This window comes from Escherichia sp. E10V5, from assembly GCF_004212315.1.
Taxonomy (GTDB): domain Bacteria; phylum Pseudomonadota; class Gammaproteobacteria; order Enterobacterales; family Enterobacteriaceae; genus Escherichia.
The window spans coordinates 133,421-157,418 of sequence record NZ_RHJM01000028.1 but is presented as its reverse complement, the minus strand read 5'-3'; the positions used below and the strand labels follow the sequence as shown (position 1 = coordinate 157,418).

At 53.0% G+C, this 23,998-nt stretch carries 25 protein-coding genes; 14 read left to right on the top strand and 11 right to left on the bottom strand.

The features are described 5' to 3' along the window. The 8 genes from sapD to puuA all read right to left on the bottom strand — a co-directional run bounded on the left by sapD (position 1) and on the right by puuA (position 8,273). Positions 1-993 carry a peptide ABC transporter ATP-binding protein SapD gene (sapD, locus tag D9738_RS19385; protein WP_130260922.1) on the bottom strand — a complete coding sequence of 331 codons (993 nt, stop codon included), beginning with the start codon at positions 991-993 and terminating at the stop codon, positions 1-3. Continuing rightward, positions 993-1,883, bottom strand: coding sequence for a peptide ABC transporter permease SapC (gene sapC / locus D9738_RS19380; RefSeq protein ID WP_130260921.1), 891 nt, complete (start codon positions 1,881-1,883; stop codon positions 993-995). Before sapC ends, sapD begins: the two co-directional genes overlap by 1 nt. Continuing rightward, positions 1,870-2,835, bottom strand: a complete 966-nt coding sequence (gene sapB, locus D9738_RS19375) for a putrescine export ABC transporter permease SapB (protein WP_064527260.1) — start codon at positions 2,833-2,835, stop codon at positions 1,870-1,872. Before sapB ends, sapC begins: the two co-directional genes overlap by 14 nt. Further along, entirely contained in the window at positions 2,832-4,475 is a 1,644-nt protein-coding gene (gene sapA / locus D9738_RS19370) for an ABC transporter substrate-binding protein SapA (protein ID WP_130208811.1), read from the bottom strand. Before sapA ends, sapB begins: the two co-directional genes overlap by 4 nt. Before the next feature lie 312 nt (positions 4,476-4,787). Next, on the bottom strand, positions 4,788-5,033 hold the full coding sequence (locus D9738_RS19365) for a YmjA family protein (protein ID WP_130208809.1): 246 nt from the start codon (positions 5,031-5,033) through the stop codon (positions 4,788-4,790). A 133-nt stretch (positions 5,034-5,166) separates the two neighbouring features. Next, complete coding sequence (puuP, locus tag D9738_RS19360) at positions 5,167-6,552, bottom strand: putrescine/proton symporter PuuP (RefSeq protein WP_130260920.1); 1,386 nt, start codon at positions 6,550-6,552, stop codon at positions 5,167-5,169. After that, the gene (locus D9738_RS19355) at positions 6,542-6,706 is read right to left on the bottom strand and encodes a hypothetical protein (RefSeq protein WP_130208911.1); all 165 of its coding nucleotides are present in this window, start codon (positions 6,704-6,706) and stop codon (positions 6,542-6,544) included. The genes puuP and D9738_RS19355 overlap by 11 nt, the downstream gene beginning before the upstream one ends. 148 nt (positions 6,707-6,854) lie before the next feature. Beyond that, positions 6,855-8,273, bottom strand: a complete 1,419-nt coding sequence (gene puuA / locus D9738_RS19350) for a glutamate-putrescine ligase (RefSeq protein WP_130216076.1) — start codon at positions 8,271-8,273, stop codon at positions 6,855-6,857. Between the two features lie 211 nt (positions 8,274-8,484). Here puuA and puuD point away from each other — a divergent pair, with 211 nt between their 5' ends. The 5 genes from puuD to puuE all read left to right on the top strand — a co-directional run bounded on the left by puuD (position 8,485) and on the right by puuE (position 14,069). Next, positions 8,485-9,249 carry a gamma-glutamyl-gamma-aminobutyrate hydrolase gene (gene puuD / locus D9738_RS19345; protein WP_130260919.1) on the top strand — a complete coding sequence of 255 codons (765 nt, stop codon included), beginning with the start codon at positions 8,485-8,487 and terminating at the stop codon, positions 9,247-9,249. A 25-nt stretch (positions 9,250-9,274) separates the two neighbouring features. After that, positions 9,275-9,832, top strand: a complete 558-nt coding sequence (gene puuR, locus D9738_RS19340) for an HTH-type transcriptional regulator PuuR (RefSeq protein WP_001278727.1) — start codon at positions 9,275-9,277, stop codon at positions 9,830-9,832. Positions 9,833-9,996: 164 nt separating this feature from the next. Beyond that, the gene (gene puuC / locus D9738_RS19335; RefSeq protein ID WP_130260918.1) at positions 9,997-11,484 is read left to right on the top strand and encodes an aldehyde dehydrogenase PuuC; all 1,488 of its coding nucleotides are present in this window, start codon (positions 9,997-9,999) and stop codon (positions 11,482-11,484) included. A gap of 1 nt (position 11,485) precedes the next feature. After that, positions 11,486-12,766 (top strand): gamma-glutamylputrescine oxidase, encoded by a 1,281-nt coding sequence (puuB, locus tag D9738_RS19330; protein WP_130208799.1) that lies wholly within the window; start codon positions 11,486-11,488, stop codon positions 12,764-12,766. A gap of 37 nt (positions 12,767-12,803) precedes the next feature. After that, positions 12,804-14,069 (top strand): 4-aminobutyrate transaminase, encoded by a 1,266-nt coding sequence (gene puuE / locus D9738_RS19325; protein WP_130260917.1) that lies wholly within the window; start codon positions 12,804-12,806, stop codon positions 14,067-14,069. 129 nt (positions 14,070-14,198) lie between these two features. On the opposite strand, the gene pspF is transcribed toward puuE, so the two are convergent. Next, a complete protein-coding gene (gene pspF, locus D9738_RS19320) occupies positions 14,199-15,176 on the bottom strand; it encodes a phage shock protein operon transcriptional activator (RefSeq protein WP_130260916.1) in 978 nt (325 codons plus the stop codon). Positions 15,177-15,342: 166 nt separating this feature from the next. On the opposite strand from pspF, the gene pspA reads away from it, so the two are divergent. The 8 genes from pspA to tyrR all read left to right on the top strand — a co-directional run bounded on the left by pspA (position 15,343) and on the right by tyrR (position 21,529). Next, positions 15,343-16,011 (top strand): phage shock protein PspA, encoded by a 669-nt coding sequence (gene pspA / locus D9738_RS19315; protein WP_000511019.1) that lies wholly within the window; start codon positions 15,343-15,345, stop codon positions 16,009-16,011. A gap of 53 nt (positions 16,012-16,064) precedes the next feature. Continuing rightward, the gene (gene pspB, locus D9738_RS19310; protein ID WP_001274965.1) at positions 16,065-16,289 is read left to right on the top strand and encodes an envelope stress response membrane protein PspB; all 225 of its coding nucleotides are present in this window, start codon (positions 16,065-16,067) and stop codon (positions 16,287-16,289) included. Continuing rightward, on the top strand, positions 16,289-16,648 hold the full coding sequence (gene pspC / locus D9738_RS19305) for an envelope stress response membrane protein PspC (protein ID WP_130260915.1): 360 nt from the start codon (positions 16,289-16,291) through the stop codon (positions 16,646-16,648). The genes pspB and pspC overlap by 1 nt, the downstream gene beginning before the upstream one ends. A gap of 8 nt (positions 16,649-16,656) precedes the next feature. Next, positions 16,657-16,878 (top strand): phage shock protein PspD, encoded by a 222-nt coding sequence (pspD, locus tag D9738_RS19300; protein ID WP_096839698.1) that lies wholly within the window; start codon positions 16,657-16,659, stop codon positions 16,876-16,878. A 74-nt stretch (positions 16,879-16,952) separates the two neighbouring features. After that, a complete protein-coding gene (pspE, locus tag D9738_RS19295; RefSeq protein ID WP_064527288.1) occupies positions 16,953-17,267 on the top strand; it encodes a thiosulfate sulfurtransferase PspE in 315 nt (104 codons plus the stop codon). Between the two features lie 118 nt (positions 17,268-17,385). Further along, entirely contained in the window at positions 17,386-18,783 is a 1,398-nt protein-coding gene (locus D9738_RS19290) for a YcjX family protein (protein ID WP_130260914.1), read from the top strand. Further along, positions 18,780-19,841, top strand: a complete 1,062-nt coding sequence (locus D9738_RS19285; protein WP_130260913.1) for a YcjF family protein — start codon at positions 18,780-18,782, stop codon at positions 19,839-19,841. Before D9738_RS19290 ends, D9738_RS19285 begins: the two co-directional genes overlap by 4 nt. A 146-nt stretch (positions 19,842-19,987) precedes the next feature. Beyond that, complete coding sequence (tyrR, locus tag D9738_RS19280; RefSeq protein ID WP_130208787.1) at positions 19,988-21,529, top strand: transcriptional regulator TyrR; 1,542 nt, start codon at positions 19,988-19,990, stop codon at positions 21,527-21,529. 44 nt (positions 21,530-21,573) lie between these two features. On the opposite strand, the gene tpx is transcribed toward tyrR, so the two are convergent. Then, the gene (gene tpx / locus D9738_RS19275) at positions 21,574-22,080 is read right to left on the bottom strand and encodes a thiol peroxidase (protein ID WP_064527317.1); all 507 of its coding nucleotides are present in this window, start codon (positions 22,078-22,080) and stop codon (positions 21,574-21,576) included. Positions 22,081-22,198: 118 nt separating this feature from the next. Here tpx and ycjG point away from each other — a divergent pair, with 118 nt between their 5' ends. After that, positions 22,199-23,164 (top strand): L-Ala-D/L-Glu epimerase, encoded by a 966-nt coding sequence (gene ycjG, locus D9738_RS19270; RefSeq protein ID WP_130260912.1) that lies wholly within the window; start codon positions 22,199-22,201, stop codon positions 23,162-23,164. Here the strand turns inward: ycjG and mpaA are convergent. Then, positions 23,139-23,867, bottom strand: coding sequence for a murein tripeptide amidase MpaA (mpaA, locus tag D9738_RS19265; RefSeq protein ID WP_064527321.1), 729 nt, complete (start codon positions 23,865-23,867; stop codon positions 23,139-23,141). The two genes, ycjG and mpaA, sit on opposite strands and share 26 nt — an antisense overlap. Positions 23,868-23,998: the final 131 nt, after the last annotated feature.

Genomic DNA, 23,998 nt, shown 5'->3' with positions numbered 1-23,998 from the left:
TCACTCTTTCTCCATGTTCAGCGGGAAATGACAGGCATAGAGATGATTTTTCGCTCCCGTCAGACGCGGCGTTACAATGCATTCTCGTTGTGCATAAGGGCAACGCGGTCCCAGACGACAACCAATCGGTAATTGTTCCAGCAGTGGGATTGCGCCCGGCAGGGTATTGAGGCGGCTTTTATGCGGCATCGCACTGCCAAAGTCCGGTATCGCGCGTATCAGCGCCTGGGTGTAAGGATGATGCGGCATTGTCACCAGCTCCTTACTTGGCGCGGATTCCACTGTCTGGCCACAATAAAGCACGTTAATTTTATCCGCCCATTGGCTAAGCATTTGTAAGTCATGACTGATAAGCAAAATGGTGGTGTTGCTGTTTTGGTTGAGACGCGTCAACAGGCGGAAAATTTGCGCCTGCGTTGTTGGCTCCATCGAGTTGGTCGGTTCGTCGGCAATCAGTAGACGCGGTTGATTCGCCAGTGCAATGGCTATCATCACTTTCTGGCATTCACCTTCGGTCAACTCGTAAGGGAAACTGCACATCGCATCTTTATGATCTTTAATCCCCACGCGGTGTAGCAACTCAATGGCGCGGCGTTTGCGCCAGCCAAAACGCTGCCACCAACGGCCTTTATAGGTCCAGGCCGGGATGTTCTGCATCAACTGGCGACCCACACGTTCCGATGGATCAAGACACGATTGCGGTTCCTGAAAGATCATCGACACGTTGTGACCAACCAGTTTGCGCCGTTCGCGTGCGGAGAGACGCAGCAAATCGATATCATCAAAACGCATTCGGTCAGCGGTAACACGCCAGTTATCTTTATTCACCCCACAAATCGCTTTCGCAATCAAACTTTTGCCGGAGCCGGATTCGCCAACAAGACCGCGAATTTCACCTTCGGTTAAGGTCATACTCACGCGGTCGACGGCTTTAACCCATTCATCACCGGTTTTAAATTCAATAGTCAGGTTACGAATATCCAATAATGGCATTATTCCACCCCCGCTATAATCGCACGACGAACGCCATCGCCAAGGAGGTTAACCAACAACACGCTAATCATAATTGCCGCACCTGGCAGCATTACGGTCCACGGGGCGACATAAATCAGTTCCAGCGCGTCACCAAGCATCGCGCCCCATTCAGGCGAGGGCAGTTGTGCGCCGAGGTCAAGAAAGCCCAGCGCGGCGATATCGAGAATTGCCATCGACAATGCGCGAGTGATCTCGGTGACCAGTCCGGCGGTGATGTTAGGCATCACCGCAAACCAGAGAATATTCAGCGTCGTTGCGCCATCCAGACGGGCGGCGATAACGTACTCTTTTTCCAGTTCGTCATGAACCATGCTGTAAATCGAACGTACCATACGCGGCAGCAGTGCCAACCAGACGGCAAACATGGCGTGCGATAAACTCGGTCCGGCAAATGCTACTACGATAATCGCCAACAGCAGGGACGGAATCGCCAGCAAAGTATCCAGAATATGGTTTAGTACCGCTGACCGCAGACCGTGCGTTGCACCGGCGAAGGTGCCAAGTACCAGACCACAAATCGTCGCGGCGAGCGTCACCATAAATGCGCCCCCCACGGTAGGTGCTGCGCCACTCAATAAACGGCTCAAAACGTCGCGTCCCAGGTCGTCGGTCCCAAGGAAGAACGAGACTTCGCCATAGCGTGACCATGACGGCGGCAACAATTGATAACCAAGAAATTGCTGGTCGATGCCGTAAGGCGCAAACCAGCTACCAAAAATACACAGCACCGCCAGCCCCGCGCAGCCGTACAGGCCGACCATCGCAGCGGCGTCTCCATAGAATTTGCGCCAGGCAGTACGCAGCGTGCCCGGCGGGCGCTTCTCGCTGTATACGCTATCGTAAGGCATACCATTCCTTATGTTTCAGAGGGTTAGCCATGGCACCCAAAATATCAGATATCACGTTAATAATAATGACCAATGAACCGCACACCATCACTCCGGCGGAAATGGCTGCGTAATCCTGCTGGCGGATGGCGTTAATTAACCAGCGCCCTAAACCCGGCCAGCTAAAAACCATTTCGGTGATCATCGCCAGCGTCAGCATGGTGGAAAACTGCAAGCCCAGGCGAGGAATAACCGGAGGTAACGCGTTATGCAGCACGTGGCGACGCAAAATAGTAAAGCGCGACAAACCGCGAGTCGCCGCCGCTTTCACATAGTTTTGGTCATAGACTTCGATGGTGCTGATACGCATCAATCGGATCACTTCAGTTGTTGGCGCAACTGACAGGGTAATCACCGGTAGCACCATATGGCGAAGTGCGCTCATGATCATTTCGTCCCGCCACGGTGAGTCCGAAAGCCAGGCATCAATTAACGCAAAGCCGGTAATCGGTTTCACTTCATAGAGCAGATCGAAACGCCCTGAAACGGGCAGCCAACCTAGCGTGAGTGAACAAAACAGCGTCAACAGAAGCGCCAGCCAGAACACCGGGATGGAAAAGCCCAGCAAGGCGATGGCGTTGATCAAGTTATCCTGCCACTTATGGCGTGTAATCCCGGCAATCATGCCCACCGGGATCCCGACAATCAGCGCAAAACCGAAGGCGAGGATGCACAACTCCATCGTTGCCGGAAAGACTTCTTTTAACTGTTCGGCAATAGGCTGGCCGTTAATGCTGGAAACACCAAAATCCCAGTGGATCAGTCCATTAAACCAGAACACCCAGGCATTCCACAGTGAAGCGCCTTGTAACGGCGCGTGTGGCGTGAAATAGCTCAAACTGAAGCCAACAAAGGTCAGCAGGAATAAGGTGACGATTAATAACAAAATACGACGTAAGGTGAAGATAATCATGGTTTTTTCACCTCTTCTTGCTTCTCGCGATACACCCCCGCGAAGGAGGCGTTACCGAACGGGCTCAGTACCAGACCTTTAATATCGTAACGGTAGGCCTGCAAGCGCAGTGATGAGGCCAGCGGCAGAATGGGTAGTTCCTGCGCCAGAATGCTTTGCGCTTCATCATAAGCTTCAATACGCGCCGCCAGTTGCTGCGAGGAGAGGGCATTACGCAACACGCTGTCGAATTTCGGATCGCACCAGTGGGCAAGGTTGGTTTGCGAGTGAATAGCCGCGCAGCTCAGTAACGGACGGAAGAAACTGTCCGGGTCGTTACTGTCCGTCGCCCAACCAGATAACGTCAGATCATGGCTCATATCCATCAACCGCGCCTCCTGAAAACGACCTTCTACCGGCACAATCACCACTTTCACGCCAACCTGCGCCATATCCGCCTGAATCAGTTCGGCAGTTTTCAGCGGACTGGGGTTCCATGCCTGCGATCGTGTCGGTACCCACAGTTTCAGCGTTAAGTTTTCCAGCCCCAACGCTTTCAGTTGTTCGCGCGATTTCGCTGGGTTGTATTCAGTAATTTTAGCCTCGTTGTCATAAGCCCACGAGGCGCGCGGTAAAATAGAGGCCGCAGTTTCAGCCGTACCATAATAGATGGATTGCATCAGGCGCTGGTTATTGATAGCCAACGCCAGCGCATGGCGGACAGCCGGATTATTTAGCGGCGGTTTGGCGGTGTTAAACGCCAGATAGGCGACGTTCATCCCCGGGCGTAGCGTTAAACGCAAACGCGGGTCGTCGCGCAAAATGGATAACTGGCTGGCGGCAGGCCAGGCCAGAACGTCACATTCACCGGTCAAGAGTTTCGACAATCGTCCTGTACCGCCGGAGCCTAAATCCACCACCACCTGCGGCATCAACGGTTTGCCACGCCAGAACTCATCGTGACGTTGTAAGCGAATATATTGCCCGGCGCGGTATTCCGACAATTGATACGGTCCGGTGCCGACCGGTTGACGGTCGAGTTGTTCCTGGCGATCTTCTTTCTCTAATTTCTGGGCGTATTCGGCAGACATTACCGACGCATAGTGGGTCGCCAGGTGCCATAAGAAGGATGCATCCGGCTGGGCGAGACGGAACTCAACGGTGTGATTATCCAGCTTGCGGACACTTTTAACGTTATCGGCAAATTGCAGACTGTCGAAATAGGGGAAGTTACTGCCGTTGACGTTATGCCACGGATTATTGCGGTCAAAAATCCGTTGGAAGGTAAACACCACATCATCGGCATTCATTTTGCGAGTGGGAGTAAACCAGGCGGTTTTTTGAAACGGGACATCGCGACGCAGGTGGAAGCGATAGGTTGCGCCGTTGTCGAGCACTTCCCAGCTTTCGGCAAGTTCCGGCATCAGGCGATAGGTATACGGATCGACATCCAGCAGTCGATCATAAAACTGGGCGGCAAGGGTATCGACAATTAACCCACTGCTCGCTTTGGATGGGTTAAAGGTGTTGACTTGCCCGCTGACGCAATAGACAAAACCGCTGTCGCGGATATCAGCATGCGGGGGGGATTCAGGCGCGGCTATTGCCTGACCACTCACAAGTCCAGCAATCACCAAAAGAGACGATAATACCTGGCGCATAATATTAAGGGATTTTATGTAAAGAGGCTATCTTACTAATATTTAATGACATTTGCCATTACCGTTTGTGTTCAGGGGTCGTAATGAGGGCCGTGTGGTTGGTCGTTGAACAGGTGGCGTCGCCATCTGTTCAACATTCGTACCCGTGATTTCTCTATAACTATAACTCACAGAACAACTTAGCGAAGAGCAGAGCGGGACGATCGTGAGAAACCCATTAAAGCAGGCTGCGGTGCGTGTCATTTATAGCCGGATGCGCCGTGAACGATTTATCCGGGCAACGATACTGACCGAGCGTCTGCAATTAAATAATTATTCATTACCCCATTGATTCAAAAACTCTGCGATTTCATCAATGCGCGCGGGATTAATCCCCGCTTCAGCGGCCATGTCATGCTGGGCTTCTTCGCTGATCTCTTCATTGTTCATCAAACGGGTGAGTAGTAACTGGAAGTAATGGGCCAGCGGTGTGCGTTCTGCGTCTGCGACAGGTTCTGCGCATTCAGTTGCGTATTCATCGGCAATATCGAAATATTTTAATGGGATATCGTGGTTCATTGTTTGCCCCTGGAGTTAATGCGCTAAGCATAAGGGCGGATGATAGCACTCGTGATCCGGGTCATACATCTTTTTATAGTTAATGGCGCGGCGCATTACCCTCAGGCAGGATAATGCGCCGTGTATCCGACTATTACGTTTCGCTCACCGGCGTTCTGTCACCATCATACAACGGCACTTTGCGATAGCGGCGGATCAGATACCACAAATATGCGCCGCCTAACGAAGCCCATACCAGACCCAGCGTCAGCGAGGTGGCTTCGAGGTTAATCCACAGCACGCCCACCGTCAGCGCGCCAACCAGCGGCATTAATAAATAGTGGAAGTGTTCCTTCCAGCTTTTATTCATTCCTTTGCGCCGCCAGAAGTGGTTGAACACCGACAGGTTAACGAAGGTAAACGCTACCAACGCGCCGAAGTTAATTAACGCTGTGGCGGTAACTAAATCGAAGAACAGCGCCGACATCGCGACAATCCCGACCATAATGACGTTCAGCGCCGGAGTCCGCCATTTCTGATGCACATAGCCAAACACGCGCTCCGGAAACACATTGTCACGCCCCATCACATACAGCAGACGCGACACGCTGGCATGTGAAGCCAGGCCAGACGCTAACGTGTTCACAAACGTGGTGCAGAGGAAAATCGACTGGAACAGCTTGCCGCCGACGTACAGCGCAATTTCCGGCAGCGCGGCATCCGGGTCTTTAAAGCGGCTGATATCGGGGAAGAACAGCTGCATAAAGAACGACGCCGCAATAAAGATAACGCCACCGTAGACCGCCGTCAGGAAGATGGCTTTCGGGATCACGCGTGCGGCGTCCGGCGTCTCTTCCGAAAGCGTGGTCACCGCATCGAAACCGAGGAACGAGAAACAGACAATCGTCGCCCCGGTAATAATCGGGATCAAGTGCGCGTTCTCGCTGATAAACGGCTGAAGTGACCAGACGGTGCCAACGCCTTCTCCTTTATGCAGCCCCTGAACCACCAGGAAGATAAACACCACCATGATGGAGATTTGCACCAGCACAAACAGGGTATTGAAGTTGGCGACCAGGTTGACGCTCTTCAGGTTCGCGGCAGTTAAGATGGCGACGAACGTCACCACCCACACCCACGGTGGCACTTCCGGGAAGAGGGCGGAGAGATAGATCTTCGCCAACAAGACGTTGATCATCGGCAAAAAGAGGTAATCCAGCAGCGATGACCAGCCGACCATAAAACCGACGTGCGGGTTAATCGACTTTTGCGCGTAGGTATAGGCCGAACCTGCCTCCGGGAACTGGCGAACCAGTTTGCCGTAGCTGATAGCGGTAAACAGCACGCCCGCCAGCGCCAGCAAATAAGATGCCGGAACGTGACCGTTGCTAATACCGGAAACGATGCCAAACGTATCGAACACGGTCATTGGCGTGAGATAGGCCAGACCCATCATCACCACCTGCCACAACTTCAGCGACTTGCGCAGTTTAGTTTTGCCGGGTTGCGCAGCAATATTCAGTGGTGAATTAATAGCCATAATTGTTGCCTCCCCTGCGTAATAAGGTTTGCGGTCGTGTCGACCTGAAATCAAACCTGTTTAGCAAGGGAAGCAAAGGGGGCGGAGTCCAGTCAGTCGCAGGAAGGGCGCACACGCAGCCTCCCTCGCCATGCGGGGATTTAATCATCGGCATCATCTCATTTCCTCGTCACAGTCTTAATCGTTAACGGAAGCCCGTTGCCGCCTGCGCTCCATAACGCGACATCCGGGAAATGTCTGGATTACCAGCAAATGTCAGGCCTGGCTCCGCTCAGGCCGATGAAACAACCCCGCAAGGGGTACTATGCGTTTTTCAACATCCACTCAATTTCTGTTTCTGTGATGAGGCGCTCAAACTGCAACAACTCATCATTTTTACAGGCGTGATACACATGGCAAAAACGCTCACCTAAATAGCGGCGCAAATGATCGTTCTCGATAAACTCCCACAGGGCATCGCTCTGGCGAATCGGGAAGGGTAAGCCTTCCTGCTCCAGCCCGTTGCCTTCTACTTCTTCCTGCAACGGCAGTTCGTTATCAAGGCCATGCAAAATACCGGCAAAAATCGCTGCCATCACCAGATATGGGTTGGCATCGGCACCTGCCACGCGATATTCCACGCGGTGGTTATGACGATCGCCGCACGGAATACGCAGGGCGACGGTGCGGTTGTTATGGCCCCACGACGCCTGCGTTGGCACATACATGCCTGGCTGGAAGCGGCGATAGGAATTCACGTTCGGCGCCAGCAGCGCCATTGATGACGGCATCAGGTCGATCATCCCGGCGAGCATCTTTTTCAGCAGCGGCGAATCTTCGCCTTCTGCGTCAGAAAGCACGTTCTCGCCACGATTATTTTGCATACTGATATGGATATGCATCCCGCTGCCCGCGTGCTCTTCATACGGCTTCGCCATAAAAGTGGCGTGCATCTTATGCTTTTCTGCCATCAGGCGCACCAGGCGTTTTAGCGCCAGCGCATCATCGCAGGCTTCCAGCACGTTATCGGTATGGTAAAGGTTGATTTCAAACTGACCCGGCGAGGCTTCGGCGACCGCACCGTCGGCGGGAATTAACTGTAACTGCGCCAGTTCATCAATATCATTGAGCACATCGGCGAAGTGGTTGAGGTTATCAACCGAGTAAACCTGACTTTGTGTATTGCGGTCATCGGTGCCGGGCGCGCAGGGCGGTTGCAGATACCCTTCAGCGTCGCGCTGGCGATCCAGTAAATAGAACTCCAGCTCTACCGCTACAACCGGGAACAATCCGCGCTGGCGTAGCTGCTGCCACAGGCGGTTAAGTACGTTCCGCGGCTCAACGTCAAAGGGAGCGCCATCTTCATCGACCATGGTCAGGAGTATCTGACCGATAAACTCTGGATCGGCGGCAGAAGGGGTTAAGGTACCGAGTATTGGCACACAAGTACGATCTGGTTCACCCATTTCCTGACCCAGGCCCGCTTCTTCTACTACATTGCCCAGAATATCCATTGCAAACACCGAGGCCGGGAAATAACACCCTTTCTCCAGCTTCTTCAGACTTGAAACAGGAATGCGTTTCCCACGGAAACAACCATTCAAATCAGTAAGTAAAACATCAACATATTGTGTATTCGGGTAGCGCTCCAGGTAGCGTTTCACTTCCTGCGTAAAGGCGCTACCCCGCCTCTCTTCTGACTGCTGAACAAAGTTCTCTACTTCAACGATATTGGTTTCCATGATTCTTCGCCTTTGGTTTGTTTTCCGCTCGTTAGCAAAGCGTAAAATATAATGACCACCATTCGAATCTGTATGCAAACTAAATGTTTGTCAAATGTTAAATTGAGTTTGCAAAAATGAAAACCCACTGCTAGATTGAAAAAATATTGAACATAAAGGTCATTTAAACCGCATTAATGGCGATAATTTAGTCCACTTTGTGAGATTGAGCATGGAAAATATAATGAACAATCCGGTTATCGGTGTCGTAATGTGCAGGAACAGGCTTAAGGGTCATACGACCCAGACTCTGCAAGAAAAGTACCTGAATGCCATCGTCCACGCGGGCGGTTTACCGATTGCGCTGCCACATGCGCTGGCGGAACCGTCATTACTTGAAGAACTGCTGCCTAAACTTGATGGCATTTATCTTCCAGGTAGCCCCAGCAATGTGCAGCCGCACCTATATGGTGAAAACGGCGATGAGCCTGACGCCGATCCCGGGCGTGATCTTCTGAGCATGGCGTTAATTAATGCCGCACTCGAAAGGCGCATCCCCATTTTCGCCATCTGCCGGGGGTTACAGGAACTGGTGGTAGCAACCGGTGGGTCGTTGCATCGCAAACTGTGCGAACAGCCTGAATTGCTGGAACATCGTGAAGATCCCGAACTGCCGGTGGAGCAGCAATATGCGCCGTCGCACGAAGTTCAGGTTGAAGAGGGGGGATTACTGTCTGCATTGTTACCTGAATGTAGCAACTTTTGGGTAAACTCTCTGCATGGACAAGGGGCGAAGGTCGTTAGCCCGCAGTTGCGTGTTGAAGCTCGCTCGCCGGATGGCCTGGTTGAGGCGGTGAGCGTCATCAATCATCCTTTCGCGCTGGGCGTACAGTGGCACCCGGAATGGAACAGTAGCGAGTACGCGCTTTCGCGTATATTGTTCGAGGGCTTTATCACCGCTTGTCAGAACCATATCGCTGAAAAACAGCGACTCTGACCACTACAGTTAAGGAAATGCAAATATGAGTGATGAGGGACTGGCGCCAGGAAAACGCTTGTCAGAAATCCGCCAGCAGCAGGGGCTTTCACAACGTCGTGCCGCCGAACTCTCCGGGCTGACTCACAGTGCTATCAGTACGATAGAACAAGATAAAGTCAGCCCTGCCATCAGTACGCTGCAAAAGCTACTGAAGGTGTATGGTCTGTCACTCTCGGAATTCTTTTCCGAGCCGGAAAAACCTGATGAACCGCAGGTCGTCATTAATCAGGACGACTTAATTGAAATGGGCAGTCAGGGTGTGTCGATGAAGCTGGTGCATAACGGTAACCCGAATCGCACGCTGGCGATGATCTTTGAAACGTACCAGCCGGGCACAACCACTGGGGAAAGAATTAAGCATCAGGGTGAGGAAATAGGCACTGTACTGGAAGGTGAAATTGTTCTGACCATTAATGGTCAGGATTACCACCTCGTCGCGGGGCAAAGTTATGCAATTAATACCGGCATCCCGCACAGTTTCAGTAATACGTCGGCAGGCATTTGCCGAATTATCAGCGCCCATACGCCCACCACGTTTTAATCTTTTTGCTTTTGTAGGCCGGGTAAGCGAAACGCCACCCGGCTAGCTATAAAGGCAATCTATAAAGAATGTCGCCAGAAATAAACGGGCTCATTGCCCGGGGATCTCTGCGCCCTGACGTTCACAAACTGCATATATCTGATAGACGTGAAACAGGAGTCATAATGAATTTTCATCATCTGGCTTACTGGCAGGATAAAGCGTTAAGTCTCGCCATTGAAACCCGCTTATTTATTAACGGTGAATATACCGCTGCGGCGGAAAATGAAACCTTTGAAACCGTTGATCCGGTCACCCAAGCACCGCTGGCGAATATCGCGCGCGGCAAGAGCGCCGATATCGACCGTGCGGTGAGCGCAGCACGCGGCGTATTTGAACGCGGCGACTGGTCGCAGGCCGCCCCGGCAAAACGTAAAGCGGTGCTGAATAAACTCGCCGATTTAATGGAAGTCAACGCCGAAGAGCTGGCACTGCTGGAAACTCTCGACACCGGCAAACCGATTCGTCACAGCCTGCGTGATGATATTCCCGGCGCGGCGCGCGCCATTCGCTGGTACGCCGAAGCGATCGACAAAGTGTATGGCGAAGTGGCGACCACCAGTAGCCATGAGCTGGCGATGATCGTGCGTGAACCGGTCGGCGTGATTGCTGCCATTGTACCGTGGAACTTTCCGCTGCTGCTGACTTGCTGGAAGCTTGGCCCAGCGCTGGCGGCAGGGAACAGCGTGATTCTAAAACCATCTGAAAAATCACCGCTCAGTGCGATTCGTCTCGCGGGGCTGGCGAAAGAAGCAGGTCTGCCGGATGGCGTGCTGAACGTGGTGACGGGGTTTGGTCATGAAGCGGGCCAGGCGCTGTCTCGTCATAACGATATCGACGCCATTGCCTTTACTGGTTCAACCCGCACCGGGAAACAGCTGCTGAAAGATGCTGGCGACAGCAACATGAAACGCGTCTGGCTGGAAGCGGGTGGCAAAAGCGCCAACATCGTTTTCGCCGACTGCCCGGATTTGCAAAAAGCGGCGAGCGCAACAGCCGCAGGTATCTTCTACAACCAGGGCCAGGTGTGCATCGCCGGAACGCGTTTGTTGCTGGAAGAGAGCATCGCCGATGAATTCTTAGCCCTGTTAAAACAGCAGGCGCAAAACTGGCAGCCGGGCCACCCGCTTGATCCCGCGACCACCATGGGCACCTTAATCGACAGCGCTCACGCCGACTCGGTGCATAGCTTTATTCGTGAAGGCGAAGGCAAAGGGCAACTGCTGCTGGATGGACGCAACGCCGAACTGGCAGCGGCCATCGGCCCGACCATCTTTGTGGATGTGGACCCGAATGCGTCCTTAAGTCGCGAAGAGATTTTCGGCCCGGTGCTGGTGGTCACGCGTTTCACATCAGAAGATCAGGCGCTACAGCTTGCTAATGACAGCCAGTACGGGCTCGGCGCGGCGGTATGGACGCGCGATCTCTCCCGTGCGCACCGCATGAGCCGCCGCCTGAAAGCTGGTTCCGTCTTCGTCAATAACTACAACGACGGCGATATGACCGTGCCGTTTGGCGGCTATAAGCAGAGCGGCAATGGTCGCGACAAATCCCTGCACGCGCTGGAAAAATTCACCGAACTTAAAACCATCTGGATAAGCCTGGAGGCCTGAAATGACCGAACATACCAGCAGTTACTACGCCGCCAGTGCGAATAAATACGCGCCATTCGACATACTGAATGAGTCAATCACCTGTGATGTTTGCGTGGTCGGCGGCGGCTATACCGGGCTTTCCTCCGCGCTGCATCTGGCAGAAGCGGGCTTTGACGTGGTGGTTCTCGAAGCCTCACGTATCGGCTTTGGCGCCAGCGGGCGCAACGGCGGGCAGCTTGTGAACTCCTACAGCCGCGACATCGACGTTATCGAAAAAAGCTACGGCATGGACACCGCCCGTATGCTTGGCAGCATGATGTTTGAGGGTGGTGAGATCATCCGCGAACGTATCAAACGTTATCAGATTGACTGCGACTACCGCCCCGGCGGCCTGTTTGTGGCGATGAATGATAAACAGCTCGCGACTCTGGAAGAGCAGAAAGAGAACTGGGAACGTTACGGCAATAAACAGCTGGAGCTGCTGGATGCCAACGCCATTCGTCGTGAAGTCGCCAGCGATCGCTATACCGGCGCGCTGCTGGATCACAGCGGCGGGCATATTCACCCCCTGAACCTCGCCATTGGTGAAGCCGATGCCATTCGTCTCAACGGCGGGCGTGTGTATGAGCTTTCTGCGGTGACGCAGATCCAGCACACTACGCCCGCCGTGGTGCGCACTGCCAAAGGCCAGGTGACGGCGAAGTATGTGATTGTCGCCGGGAATGCGTACCTGGGCGATAAAGTGGAGCCGGAACTGGCGAAACGCAGTATGCCGTGCGGCACGCAGGTGATCACTACCGAACGGCTTTCCGATGAGTTAGCCCGTTCGCTGATCCCGAAAAACTACTGCGTGGAAGACTGTAATTATCTGCTTGATTACTACCGTCTTACCGCCGACAACCGCCTGCTGTACGGCGGCGGTGTGGTGTACGGCGCGCGCGACCCGGATGACGTTGAGCGTCTTGTGGTGCCGAAACTGCTGAAAACCTTCCCGCAGCTGAAGGGCGTGAAAATTGATTACCGCTGGACGGGCAACTTCCTGCTGACCCTTTCACGGATGCCGCAGTTCGGTCGCCTTGATACCAACATTTATTACATGCAGGGCTACAGCGGCCACGGCGTGACCTGTACCCATCTCGCTGGGCGTTTGATTGCCGAACTGCTGCGCGGTGACGCCGAACGCTTCGATGCCTTCGCCAATCTGCCGCATTACCCGTTCCCCGGCGGGCGTACGCTGCGCGTGCCGTTTACCGCGATGGGCGCGGCTTATTACAGCCTGCGCGATCGTCTGGGCGTTTAAATTCAGATTAACAGTGAAGAGTCAAAAGGTGTGAAACATGAGCAACAATGAATTCCATCAGCGTCGTCTTTCTGCCACCCCGCGCGGGGTTGGCGTGATGTGTAACTTCTTCGCCCAGTCGGCTGAAAATGCCACGCTGAAGGATGTTGAAGGCAACGAATATATCGATTTCGCCGCAGGCATCGCGGTGCTGAACACCGGACATCGCCATCCTGAACTGGTGGCGGCAGTGGAACAGCAACTGCAACAGTTTACCCACACGGCGTATCAGATCGTGCCATACGAAAGCTACGTCACCCTGGCGGAGAAAATCAACGCCCTGGCTCCGGTGAGCGGGCAGGCTAAAACCGCGTTCTTCACCACCGGTGCGGAAGCGGTTGAGAACGCGGTGAAAATCGCCCGCGCCCATACCGGACGCCCTGGCGTGATTGCGTTTAGCGGCGGCTTCCATGGTCGTACGTATATGACTATGGCATTAACTGGAAAGGTCGCGCCGTACAAAATCGGTTTCGGCCCGTTCCCCGGTTCGGTGTATCACGTACCTTATCCGTCAGATTTACAGGGCATTTCGACGCAAGATTCCCTTGACGCCATCGAACGCTTGTTTAAATCGGACATTGAAGCGAAGCAGGTGGCGGCGATTATTTTCGAACCGGTGCAGGGCGAGGGTGGTTTCAACGTGGCGCCAAAAGAGCTGGTTTCTGCCATTCGCCGCTTGTGCGACGAACACGGCATCGTGATGATTGCCGATGAAGTGCAAAGCGGTTTTGCGCGTACAGGTAAATTGTTTGCCATGGATCACTACGCCGATAAGCCGGATTTAATGACCATGGCGAAAAGCCTCGCGGGCGGGATGCCGCTTTCAGGCGTGGTCGGTAACGCGAATATTATGGACGCCCCCGCGCCGGGCGGGCTTGGCGGTACCTACGCCGGGAACCCGCTGGCGGTGGCTGCCGCGCACGCGGTGCTCAACATTATCGACAAAGAATCACTTTGCGAACGCGCGAATCAACTGGGCCAGCGCCTGACAAACACGCTGATTGAGGCCAAAGAAAACGCTCCGGCGATCGCGGCAGTACGTGGTCTGGGGTCGATGATTGCAGCAGAGTTTAACGATCCGCAAACGGGCGAACCGTCAGCGGAGATTGCGCAGAAAATCCAGCAACGTGCGCTGGCGCAGGGGCTGCTACTCCTGACCTGTGGCGCATACGGCAACGTGATTCGTTTCCTGTATCCGCTGACCATCCCGGATGCGCAATTCGATGCGGCAATGAAAATTTTGCAGGATGCGCTGAGAGATTAATACGCAGAAGCGAAGGCCAACGCAATAATGCCTGATGCGCTGCGCTTATCAGGTCTACAAACGACGTATTGATTTTGTAGGCCGAATAAGGCGTTCACGCCGCATCCGGCAAGTTGCATTGCCCAAATGCTAAATCTGGTGCTTTTTCAACAACGCGCGGAACTGATGATAGGTTAACCCCAGCAATTCAGCTGCGCGCTTCTGGTTATATTTCCCCTGTTGCAAACTGAGCTGTAGCAACTCTTTTTCCTGCTGCATCTGAAACTCGCGTAAGTCCAGCGGCAGCGTCGGAAGCGAAGTAGTTTCTGAAACGACGATGGCTTCTTCAGATGGACGCCGTTTAAAGGGATCAATAATGATGTCATCAAGCGGATAATCGCTGGTGCCGTGGCGATACACCGAACGTTCCACCACGTTTTTCAATTCACGAATATTTCCCGGCCAGCGATAATTCAGCAACGTTTCTCTGGCGCGCTCGGTAAAACCCGGGAACAGAGGCAGTTTGATTTCCCGACACATCTGGATGGCAAAATGTTCTGCCATCAACATAATGTCGCTTTCGCGTTCGCGCAGTGGTGGCAGTTGCACAACATCAAAAGCCAGCCGGTCGAGCAGGTCAGCGCGAAAAGTACCTTCATTGACCATCGCCGGAAGATCGGCATTCGTCGCGCATACCAACCGCACATTCACCTGCAATGGCTGGCTGCCGCCAACGCGCTCCAGTTCACCATACTCAATCACGCGCAATAATTTTTCCTGCACCATCATCGGTGCCGTAGCGAGTTCATCAAGAAACAGCGTACCGCCGTCGGCACGTTCAAATCTGCCTGGATGACGTTTTTGCGCACCGGTAAACGCCCCCGCTTCGTGACCAAATAGTTCGGAATCCAGCAGATTTTCATTTAACGCCGCGCAGTTAAGGGAAATAAACGGCCCTTGCCAACGAGAGGAGAGATAATGCAGACGGCTGGCGATCAGCTCTTTACCTGTTCCGCGCTCGCCGATGATGAGCACCGGTTTGTCCAGCGGTGCGAGATGCGAAACCTGCTCTAAAACTTCGAGAAAGCTGTTCGCCTCACCGAGTAAGATATCTTTGTATTCTGTCATGATGAAATTCGCCACTTGTTAGTGTAATTCGCTAATTCATCCTGGCATGTTGCTGTTGATTCTTCAATCAGATCTTTATAAATCAAAAAGATAAAAAATTGGCACGCAAATTGTATTAACAGTTCAGCAGGACAATCCTGAACGAAGAAATCAAGAGGACAACATTATGGGTATTTTTTCTCGCTTTGCCGACATCGTGAATGCCAACATCAACGCTCTGTTAGAGAAAGCGGAAGATCCGCAGAAACTAGTGCGTCTGATGATCCAGGAAATGGAAGACACGCTGGTTGAAGTGCGTTCTACTTCGGCACGTGCGCTGGCGGAAAAGAAACAGCTGACTCGCCGTATTGAACAAGCGTCGGCGCGTGAAGTTGAGTGGCAGGAAAAAGCCGAACTGGCACTGCTGAAAGATAGAGAAGACCTGGCGCGTGCGGCGTTAATTGAAAAACAGAAACTGACCGATCTGATTAAGTCCCTGGAACATGAAGTGACGCTGGTGGACGATACGCTGGTGCGTATGAAGAAAGAGATTGGCGAGCTGGAAAACAAATTGAGCGAAACTCGTGCTCGCCAACAGGCATTGATGTTGCGTCATCAGGCCGCAAACTCGTCGCGCGATGTGCGTCGTCAGTTGGACAGTGGCAAACTGGATGAAGCGATGGCCCGTTTCGAATCTTTCGAGCGCCGTATCGACCAGATGGAAGCAGAAGCGGAAAGCCACAGTTTCGGCAAACAAAAATCGCTGGATGATCAGTTTGCCGAGCTGAAAGCTGATGATGCAATCAGCGAGCAACTGGCACAATTAAAAGCCAAAATGAAGCAAGACAATCAATAATAACATCCTGGCGGCGTCCGAACACGCCGCCGCTCATCCCTTAAGGAGTCCTTATGAGCGCGCTATTTCTGGCTATTCCGTTAACCATCTTTGTGCTGTTTGTTTTACCGATTTGGTTATGGCTGCATTACAGCAACCGCTCCAGTCGTGGAGAGCTTTCGCAAAGCGAACAACAGCGATTAGCGCAACTGGCTGATGAAGCAAAACGGATGCGCGAGCGTATTCAGGCGCTGGAATCCATTCTTGATGCTGAACATCCGAACTGGAGGGATCGCTAATGGCGGGTATTAATCTCAATAAAAAATTATGGCGCATTCCACAACTGGGCATGGTACGCGGGGTCTGTGCCGGGATTGCTAACTATTTTGATGTACCGGTAAAACTGGTACGTATTCTGGTGGTGCTGTCGATTTTCTTCGGCCTGGCGCTGTTTACCCTGGTTGCTTACATCATTTTGTCATTTGCGCTTGATCCAATGCCTGACAACATGGCGTTTGGTGAACAACAACCTTCCAGCAGCGAATTGCTGGATGAAGTCGACCGTGAACTGGCGGCCAGTGAAACGCGTTTACGCGAGATGGAACGTTATGTCACTTCCGACACCTTCACGCTACGTAGTCGTTTCCGTCAACTGTGAGGAAAGTTATGAATACTCGCTGGCAACAGGCCGGGCAAAAGATGAAGCCTGGTTTCAAATTAGCAGGCAAGCTGGTACTTCTTACCGCACTGCGCTATGGCCCGGCGGGTGTGGCTGGTTGGGCGATAAAATCAGTTGCTCGCCGACCGCTGAAAATGTTGCTGGCTGTGGCGCTGGAACCGCTATTAAGTCGGGCGGCCAATAAACTGGCGCAGCGTTATAAAAGGTGAGGGGAGTTCCGCAAAAATTGTTAGATCTCAGGCGTATAATGGATGGCAATTTTCATCCATAGAAGGATACTTATATGTTTAAAAAAGGCTTACTTGCCCTGACTCTGGTGTTTTCACTGCCTGTTTTCGCCGCTGAACACTGGATAGATGTTCGTGTTCCAGAGCAGTATCAGCAAGAGCACGTTCAGGGGGCCATCAATATTCCCCTAAAGGAAGTGAAAGAGCGCATAGCCACCGCCGTTCCGGATAAAAACGACACCGTGAAAGTGTATTGCAACGCCGGACGCCAGTCCGGGCAGGCAAAAGAGATCCTCAACGAGATGGGATATACCCACGTTGAGAACGTCGGTGGACTGAAAGACATCGAAATGCCGAAGGTCAAAGGTTAACAAATTATTGCCTGAGCGGTGTAAATAACGCCGCTTATTCATTTGATAAATCAAAATTAACCCACATTATTATCTCCAGTATCTAATCCTTTCTACGGCTTTCTGGCACAGGACAGCAATGAAGCGACTTAAAAATGAACTTAATGCGCTGGTGAATCGGGGTGTCGACAGACATCTGCGCCTCGCTGTAACCGGACTTAGCCGCAGCGGCAAAACAGCGTTTATCACCGCGATGGTTAATCAGTTGCTCAATATTCATGCCGGAGCACGCTTGCCGCTATTAAGCGCGGTGCGTGAAGAGCGCCTGCTGGGCGTAAAACGCATTCCCCAGCGTGACTTTGGTATTCCGCGCTTCACCTATGATGAAGGGCTGGCGCAGTTATATGGCGATCCTCCCGCCTGGCCGACGCCAACGCGCGGCGTCAGTGAAATCCGCCTGGCGCTACGTTTTAAATCGAATGATTCACTGCTGCGTCACTTCAAAGACACCTCCACGCTGTATCTGGAGATTGTGGATTATCCCGGCGAATGGCTGCTCGACCTGCCGATGCTGGCGCAGGATTACTTAAGTTGGTCGCGGCAGATGACGGGTTTACTCAATGGTCAGCGCGGCGAATGGTCGGCGAAATGGCGAATGATGAGCGAAGGGCTGGATCCGTTAGCGCCTGCCGACGAAAACCGACTGGCGGATATTGCCGCCGCGTGGACCGATTATCTCCACCAGTGTAAACAGCAGGGGCTGCACTTTATTCAGCCAGGGCGCTTTGTTTTGCCTGGTGATATGGCAGGAGCGCCCGCGCTGCAATTCTTCCCGTGGCCTGATGTCGATGCCTGGGGCGAGTCCAAACTGGCGCAGGCCGATAAACACACCAACGCCGGAATGCTGCGCGAGCGGTTTAATTATTACTGTGAGAAGGTGGTGAAAGGGTTCTATAAGAATCATTTTCTGCGCTTTGACCGCCAGATTGTGCTGGTGGATTGCCTGCAACCTCTCAACAGTGGGCCACAGGCATTTAATGATATGCGTCTGGCGCTGACGCAGCTGATGCAAAGTTTCCACTACGGGCAGCGTACCCTGTTCCGGCGCTTGTTCTCGCCGGTAATCGACAAACTGTTGTTTGCTGCTACTAAAGCGGACCATGTGACCATCGATCAGCACGCCAATATGGTTTCATTACTGCAACAACTGATTCAGGATGCCTGGCAAAATGCGGCGTTCGAAGGGATCAGCATGGACTGCCTGGGGCTGGCGTCAGTTCAGGCGACCACCAGCGGCATTATTGATGTTAACGGTGAGAAAATCCCGGCGCTGCGCGGTAATCGACTCAGCGATGGCGCACCGCTCACTGTTTATCCTGGCGAAGTTCCCGCACGTTTGCCTGGTCAGGCGTTCTGGGATAAGCAAGGCTTCCAGTTTGAGGCGTTTCGTCCGCAGGTGATGGATGTCGACAAACCGCTGCCGCATATTCGTCTTGATGCTGCGCTGGAATTTTTAATAGGAGATAAATTGCGATGACCGAACCGTTAAAACCACGTATTGATTTCGACGGTCCGCTGGAGGTCGATCAGAATCCAAAATTCAGGGCGCAGCAGACCTTTGACGAAAGTCAGGCGCAAAATTTTGCCCCGGCAACGCTCGATGAAGCACAGGAAGAAGAGGGGCAAATTGAAGCGGTGATGGACGCAGCGTTACGTCCGAAACGCAGTCTGTGGCGCAAAATGGTGATGGGCGGGCTGGCGCTGTTTGGCGCAAGCGTTGTTGGTCAGGGTGTGCAGTGGACGATGAACGCCTGGCAAACTCAGGACTGGGTGGCGCTGGGCGGTTGTGCCGCTGGGGCATTGATAATCGGCGCTGGCGTGGGTTCTGTGGTAACAGAATGGCGGCGCTTATGGCGCTTGCGCCAGCGTGCACACGAACGCGACGAAGCACGCGATTTGTTGCACAGCCACGGCACGGGTAAAGGCCGCGCATTTTGCGAAAAACTGGCGCAGCAGGCGGGAATCGATCAGTCTCATCCGGCGCTGCAGCGTTGGTATGCCTCAATCCATGAAACGCAGAACGATCGTGAAGTGGTTAGTTTGTATGCTCATCTGCTCCAGCCGGTTTTAGATGCCCAGGCGCGGCGCGAAATCAGCCGATCAGCGGCGGAATCGACGTTGATGATTGCGGTCAGCCCGCTGGCGCTGGTGGATATGGCCTTCATCGCCTGGCGCAATCTGCGTTTGATTAATCGCATCGCCACGCTGTATGGCATTGAACTGGGGTATTACAGCCGTCTGCGCCTGTTTAAACTGGTTTTGCTGAATATCGCTTTCGCGGGTGCCAGCGAACTGGTACGTGAAGTGGGGATGGACTGGATGTCGCAGGATCTCGCCGCGCGCTTGTCTACTCGCGCCGCTCAGGGAATAGGTGCCGGGTTACTGACCGCACGACTGGGGATCAAAGCTATGGAACTTTGCCGCCCGCTGCCGTGGATTGACAATGACAAACCACGTTTGGGTGATTTCCGTCGTCAGCTCATCGGTCAGGTAAAAGAGACGTTACAAAAGAGCAAAACGTCCGGCGAAAAATAGTGCACTTTCGGGCACTGATCGGATACCTTTACGCCGAAGTGCCCGTTTATCCATCGTTGTGTCAATGTTTGTTGACAGAAACCTTCCTGCTACTCGAATAGTGTCATATCATCATATTTATTGTTCTTTTTCATGTGAAGGTTCCCATGCGTCTGGAAGTCTTTTGTGAAGACCGACTCGGTCTGACCCGCGAATTGCTCGACCTACTGGTGTTAAGAGGCATCGATTTACGCGGTATTGAGATTGACCCAATCGGGCGGATTTACCTGAATTTTGCCGAACTGGACTTTGACAGTTTCAGCAGTTTGATGGCGGAAATACGCCGTATCGCGGGCGTTACCGATGTGCGCACTGTGCCGTGGATGCCTTCCGAGCGAGAACATCAGGCGTTGAGCGCATTGCTTGAAGCATTGCCTGAACCCGTGCTTTCTGTCGATATGAAAAGCAAGGTGGACATGGCAAACCCGGCGAGCTGTCAGCTATTCGGGCAAAAACTGGATCGCTTACGCAATCATACCGCTGCGCAATTGATTAACGGATTTAATTTTTTACGTTGGCTTGAGAGCGACCCGCAGGATTCACATAACGAACATGTAGTGATTAATGGACAAAATTTTCTGATGGAGATAACGCCAGTCTATCTTCAGGATGAAAACGACCAGCATGTCCTGACCGGTGCGGTAGTGATGCTGCGCTCAACAATCCGTATGGGCCGTCAGTTGCAAAATGTGGCTGCCCAGGATGTCAGCGCTTTCAGTCAGATTGTCGCCATCAGTCCTAAAATGAAGCATGCGGTAGAGCAGGCGCAAAAGTTAGCAATGTTAAGCGCGCCGCTGCTGATCACGGGTGATACCGGCACGGGTAAAGATCTCTTTGCTTACGCTTGTCATCAGGCAAGCCCGCGAGCGAGTAAACCTTATCTGGCGCTGAACTGTGCTTCTATTCCAGAAGATGCTGTAGAGAGTGAACTCTTCGGACATGCGCCAGAGGGGAAAAAAGGATTCTTCGAACAGGCGAACGGCGGCTCGGTTTTGCTGGATGAGATTGGCGAGATGTCGCCGCGAATGCAGGCAAAATTATTGCGTTTTCTCAACGATGGCACTTTCCGTCGCGTTGGGGAAGACCACGAAGTGCATGTGGATGTGCGGGTAATTTGCGCGACGCAGAAGAATCTGGTCGAGCTGGTGCAAAAAGGCATGTTCCGCGAAGATCTCTATTATCGTCTGAACGTGCTGACGTTAAATCTGCCGCCGCTGCGGGACTGTCCGCAGGACATCATGCCGTTAACCGAGCTATTTGTTGCCCGATTTGCTGACGAGCAGGGCGTGCCGCGTCCGAAATTAGCTGCAGATCTAAATACCGTGCTTACACGTTATGCATGGCCGGGTAACGTGCGGCAGTTGAAAAACGCCATTTACCGCGCACTGACGCAACTGGAAGGTTATGAACTGCGTCCGCAGGATATTTTGCTGCCGGATTATGACGCTGCAACTGTGGCCGTTGGTGAAGATGCTATGGAAGGTTCGCTGGACGAAATCACCAGCCGTTTTGAACGTTCGGTATTAACCCAGCTTTATCGCAATTACCCCAGTACGCGCAAACTGGCAAAACGTTTGGGCGTTTCACACACCGCGATTGCCAATAAATTGCGGGAATATGGATTGAGTCAGAAGAAGAGCGAAGAATAAGTGGGATAAATGCCTGATGGCGCAATACCATCAGGCATAATAATTTACGCTTTCAGTACCGCGAGAGCTGCTTCGTAATCCGGCTCGGTGGTGATTTCATTGACCAACTGACTGAAGATCACATTATCATTTTCATCAATTACCACAACCGCACGTGCTGCCAGACCTTTCAGTGGGCCTTCAGCGATCTCAACGCCGTAAGCTTGCAGGAATTCAGCGTTACGGAAAGTGGAGAGAGTGATAACGTTGTTCAGACCTTCCGCGCCGCAGAAACGAGACTGAGCAAACGGCAGATCGGCGGAGATGCACAGCACAACCGTGTTGTCGATTTCGGTTGCCAGTTGGTTAAACTTACGTACTGATGCGGCGCAAACACCGGTATCAATGCTCGGGAAAATGTTCAGCACTTTGCGTTTGCCCGCAAACTGACCGAGGGTGACGTCAGACAGATCTTTTGCCACGAGAGTAAAAGTCTGCGCTTTGCTACCCGCTTGTGGGATGGAATTGGCGACTGTAACCGGGTTGCCCTGGAAATGAACGATTTGTGACATGATTATCTTTCCTGTTTACATATAGTTAACGTCACGCCTAGTTTATGCTAACTGTCAATAACACAGCAATCGCTATTTGCGCTTAATCCGCAGACCACCGCGGCAACAAGGAGTAAAGATGAGAACCGTTAAGGTATTTGAGGAAGCCTGGCCGTTACATACCCCGTTTGTTATTGCGCGGGGAAGCCGCAGTGAAGCGCGCGTGGTGGTGGTTGAACTGGAAGAAGAAGGCGTCAAAGGTACGGGCGAATGTACGCCTTATCCGCGCTATGGCGAAAGTGATGCCTCAGTCATGGCGCAAATAATGAGCGTGGTCCCACAACTGGAAAAAGGGCTGACGCGCGCAGAGTTGCAAAAAGTTCTGCCTGCCGGTGCAGCGCGTAATGCGCTGGATTGTGCGCTGTGGGATCTGGCCGCAAGACAACAGCAGCAGACGCTGGCTGTACTTACCGGTATCTCTCTTCCTGAAACGATCACCACTGCGCAGACGGTAGTGATCGGTACGCCGGATCAGATGGCAGGCAGTGCCGCAGCACTATGGCAGGCTGGGGCTAAGCTGCTAAAAGTGAAGCTGGATAATCATCTTATCAGCGAGCGGATGGTGGCGATTCGCGCGGCAGTGCCGGATGCGACGTTAATTGTTGATGCTAATGAATCCTGGCGTGCGGAAGGACTGGCGGCTCGATGCCAGTTGCTGGCCGATTTAGGCGTCGCAATGCTGGAGCAACCTCTCCCGGCTCAGGACGATGCGGCGCTGGAGAATTTTATCCATCCATTGCCTATTTGCGCGGACGAAAGTTGTCATACCCGCAGCAACCTGAAGGCGCTGAAAGGGCGCTATGAGATGGTTAATATCAAGCTTGATAAAACCGGCGGCCTGACGGAAGCGTTGGCGCTGGCAACAGAAGCGCGTGCACAAGGTTTCAGCCTGATGTTGGGCTGCATGTTATGCACCTCACGCGCCATTAGCGCAGCATTACCGCTGGCGCCGCAGGTCAGCTTCGCCGATCTCGACGGGCCGACCTGGCTGGCGGTGGATGTGGAACCGGCTCTTCAGTTTACGACCGGCGAATTGCATCTTTAGGATGCCAGCGCAGTAAATTCGCCATCGCAAAAAGATATTTTTCGCTGGCTTCATCGGCGGAGATGGGGGGAAACTCAGCAGTGATACAGTGCAAGTTCAGGTCTGCACACCAACTGCCAAAGGATCCGGGGGTGTCGTAGCCGACGCTGGTTACCAGCGGCAATTCAAACGCCTGGGCCAGCCATTCACCTAATTCGCTGTGTCTGGGATCTTCAATACACGCCAGCGGATCGTGGAACGAGACGACCCAGGCGGGCTGAATGCGGTGAATGAGCTGGCATAACGCCTGGGTTTCAGGTTCGGAGCCGGGTTTATCTCCGGTCAGCAAGACAACGTCACGCTCTTCGGCGGCACTGTTCCAGCGATAAACCGTTTCACCTTCCTTCCAGTTCGCCGCGGGAAAGTTTCGGTTTAAATCCACACCATTAGCATTGGCACGTAGACCCAACTGGCAACCGTCGGGATTCACACACAGCACCACATGATGGCGGCGCAAAGACGGTGTTAATGTGCGTAATGCGCAGGAGAGGGCGACGACGGAAGAATTCTCATCGCCGTGGGTACCAGCAAGAATCAAACCACTTTCGCTGCTGGCGGCATGGGCGGGAAACCAGAGCAGCGGCGCACCCAATAATGAACGTCCGTAATGTTCAGTTCCTGGGGGGAAAGCGCCCCGTTCGGCGCGTGGGCGAGTCACGGTCATAATCGTCTCTGACAATAGAAGTATTACAGGCAGTGTTGTGCAAATTTTGTGGATTATCAAATCCTTTTCGACAACGATATGTTATCGATCTTTTATCACTTTTTTGCCGGAAGTTATTTGCATTTCTTTAA

What these genes read in the sequence shown, in the direction of transcription:
- pspD (WP_096839698.1), top strand. Translation starts at nt 16,657, where the DNA reads ATGAATACTCGCTGGCAACAGGCCGGGCAAAAGATGAAGCCTGGTTTC.
- sapB (WP_064527260.1), bottom strand. Translation starts at nt 2,835, where the DNA reads ATGATTATCTTCACCTTACGTCGTATTTTGTTATTAATCGTCACCTTA.
- D9738_RS19285 (WP_130260913.1), top strand. Translation starts at nt 18,780, where the DNA reads ATGACCGAACCGTTAAAACCACGTATTGATTTCGACGGTCCGCTGGAG.
- D9738_RS19365 (WP_130208809.1), bottom strand. Translation starts at nt 5,033, where the DNA reads ATGAACCACGATATCCCATTAAAATATTTCGATATTGCCGATGAATAC.
- tpx (WP_064527317.1), bottom strand. Translation starts at nt 22,080, where the DNA reads ATGTCACAAATCGTTCATTTCCAGGGCAACCCGGTTACAGTCGCCAAT.
- sapD (WP_130260922.1), bottom strand. Translation starts at nt 993, where the DNA reads ATGCCATTATTGGATATTCGTAACCTGACTATTGAATTTAAAACCGGT.
- puuD (WP_130260919.1), top strand. Translation starts at nt 8,485, where the DNA reads ATGGAAAATATAATGAACAATCCGGTTATCGGTGTCGTAATGTGCAGG.
- sapC (WP_130260921.1), bottom strand. Translation starts at nt 1,883, where the DNA reads ATGCCTTACGATAGCGTATACAGCGAGAAGCGCCCGCCGGGCACGCTG.
- pspE (WP_064527288.1), top strand. Translation starts at nt 16,953, where the DNA reads ATGTTTAAAAAAGGCTTACTTGCCCTGACTCTGGTGTTTTCACTGCCT.
- ycjG (WP_130260912.1), top strand. Translation starts at nt 22,199, where the DNA reads ATGAGAACCGTTAAGGTATTTGAGGAAGCCTGGCCGTTACATACCCCG.
- D9738_RS19355 (WP_130208911.1), bottom strand. Translation starts at nt 6,706, where the DNA reads ATGCCGATGATTAAATCCCCGCATGGCGAGGGAGGCTGCGTGTGCGCC.
- puuR (WP_001278727.1), top strand. Translation starts at nt 9,275, where the DNA reads ATGAGTGATGAGGGACTGGCGCCAGGAAAACGCTTGTCAGAAATCCGC.
- puuA (WP_130216076.1), bottom strand. Translation starts at nt 8,273, where the DNA reads ATGGAAACCAATATCGTTGAAGTAGAGAACTTTGTTCAGCAGTCAGAA.
- mpaA (WP_064527321.1), bottom strand. Translation starts at nt 23,867, where the DNA reads ATGACCGTGACTCGCCCACGCGCCGAACGGGGCGCTTTCCCCCCAGGA.
- puuB (WP_130208799.1), top strand. Translation starts at nt 11,486, where the DNA reads ATGACCGAACATACCAGCAGTTACTACGCCGCCAGTGCGAATAAATAC.
- D9738_RS19290 (WP_130260914.1), top strand. Translation starts at nt 17,386, where the DNA reads ATGAAGCGACTTAAAAATGAACTTAATGCGCTGGTGAATCGGGGTGTC.
- puuE (WP_130260917.1), top strand. Translation starts at nt 12,804, where the DNA reads ATGAGCAACAATGAATTCCATCAGCGTCGTCTTTCTGCCACCCCGCGC.
- pspC (WP_130260915.1), top strand. Translation starts at nt 16,289, where the DNA reads ATGGCGGGTATTAATCTCAATAAAAAATTATGGCGCATTCCACAACTG.
- puuC (WP_130260918.1), top strand. Translation starts at nt 9,997, where the DNA reads ATGAATTTTCATCATCTGGCTTACTGGCAGGATAAAGCGTTAAGTCTC.
- puuP (WP_130260920.1), bottom strand. Translation starts at nt 6,552, where the DNA reads ATGGCTATTAATTCACCACTGAATATTGCTGCGCAACCCGGCAAAACT.
- sapA (WP_130208811.1), bottom strand. Translation starts at nt 4,475, where the DNA reads ATGCGCCAGGTATTATCGTCTCTTTTGGTGATTGCTGGACTTGTGAGT.
- pspF (WP_130260916.1), bottom strand. Translation starts at nt 15,176, where the DNA reads ATGACAGAATACAAAGATATCTTACTCGGTGAGGCGAACAGCTTTCTC.
- pspA (WP_000511019.1), top strand. Translation starts at nt 15,343, where the DNA reads ATGGGTATTTTTTCTCGCTTTGCCGACATCGTGAATGCCAACATCAAC.
- pspB (WP_001274965.1), top strand. Translation starts at nt 16,065, where the DNA reads ATGAGCGCGCTATTTCTGGCTATTCCGTTAACCATCTTTGTGCTGTTT.
- tyrR (WP_130208787.1), top strand. Translation starts at nt 19,988, where the DNA reads ATGCGTCTGGAAGTCTTTTGTGAAGACCGACTCGGTCTGACCCGCGAA.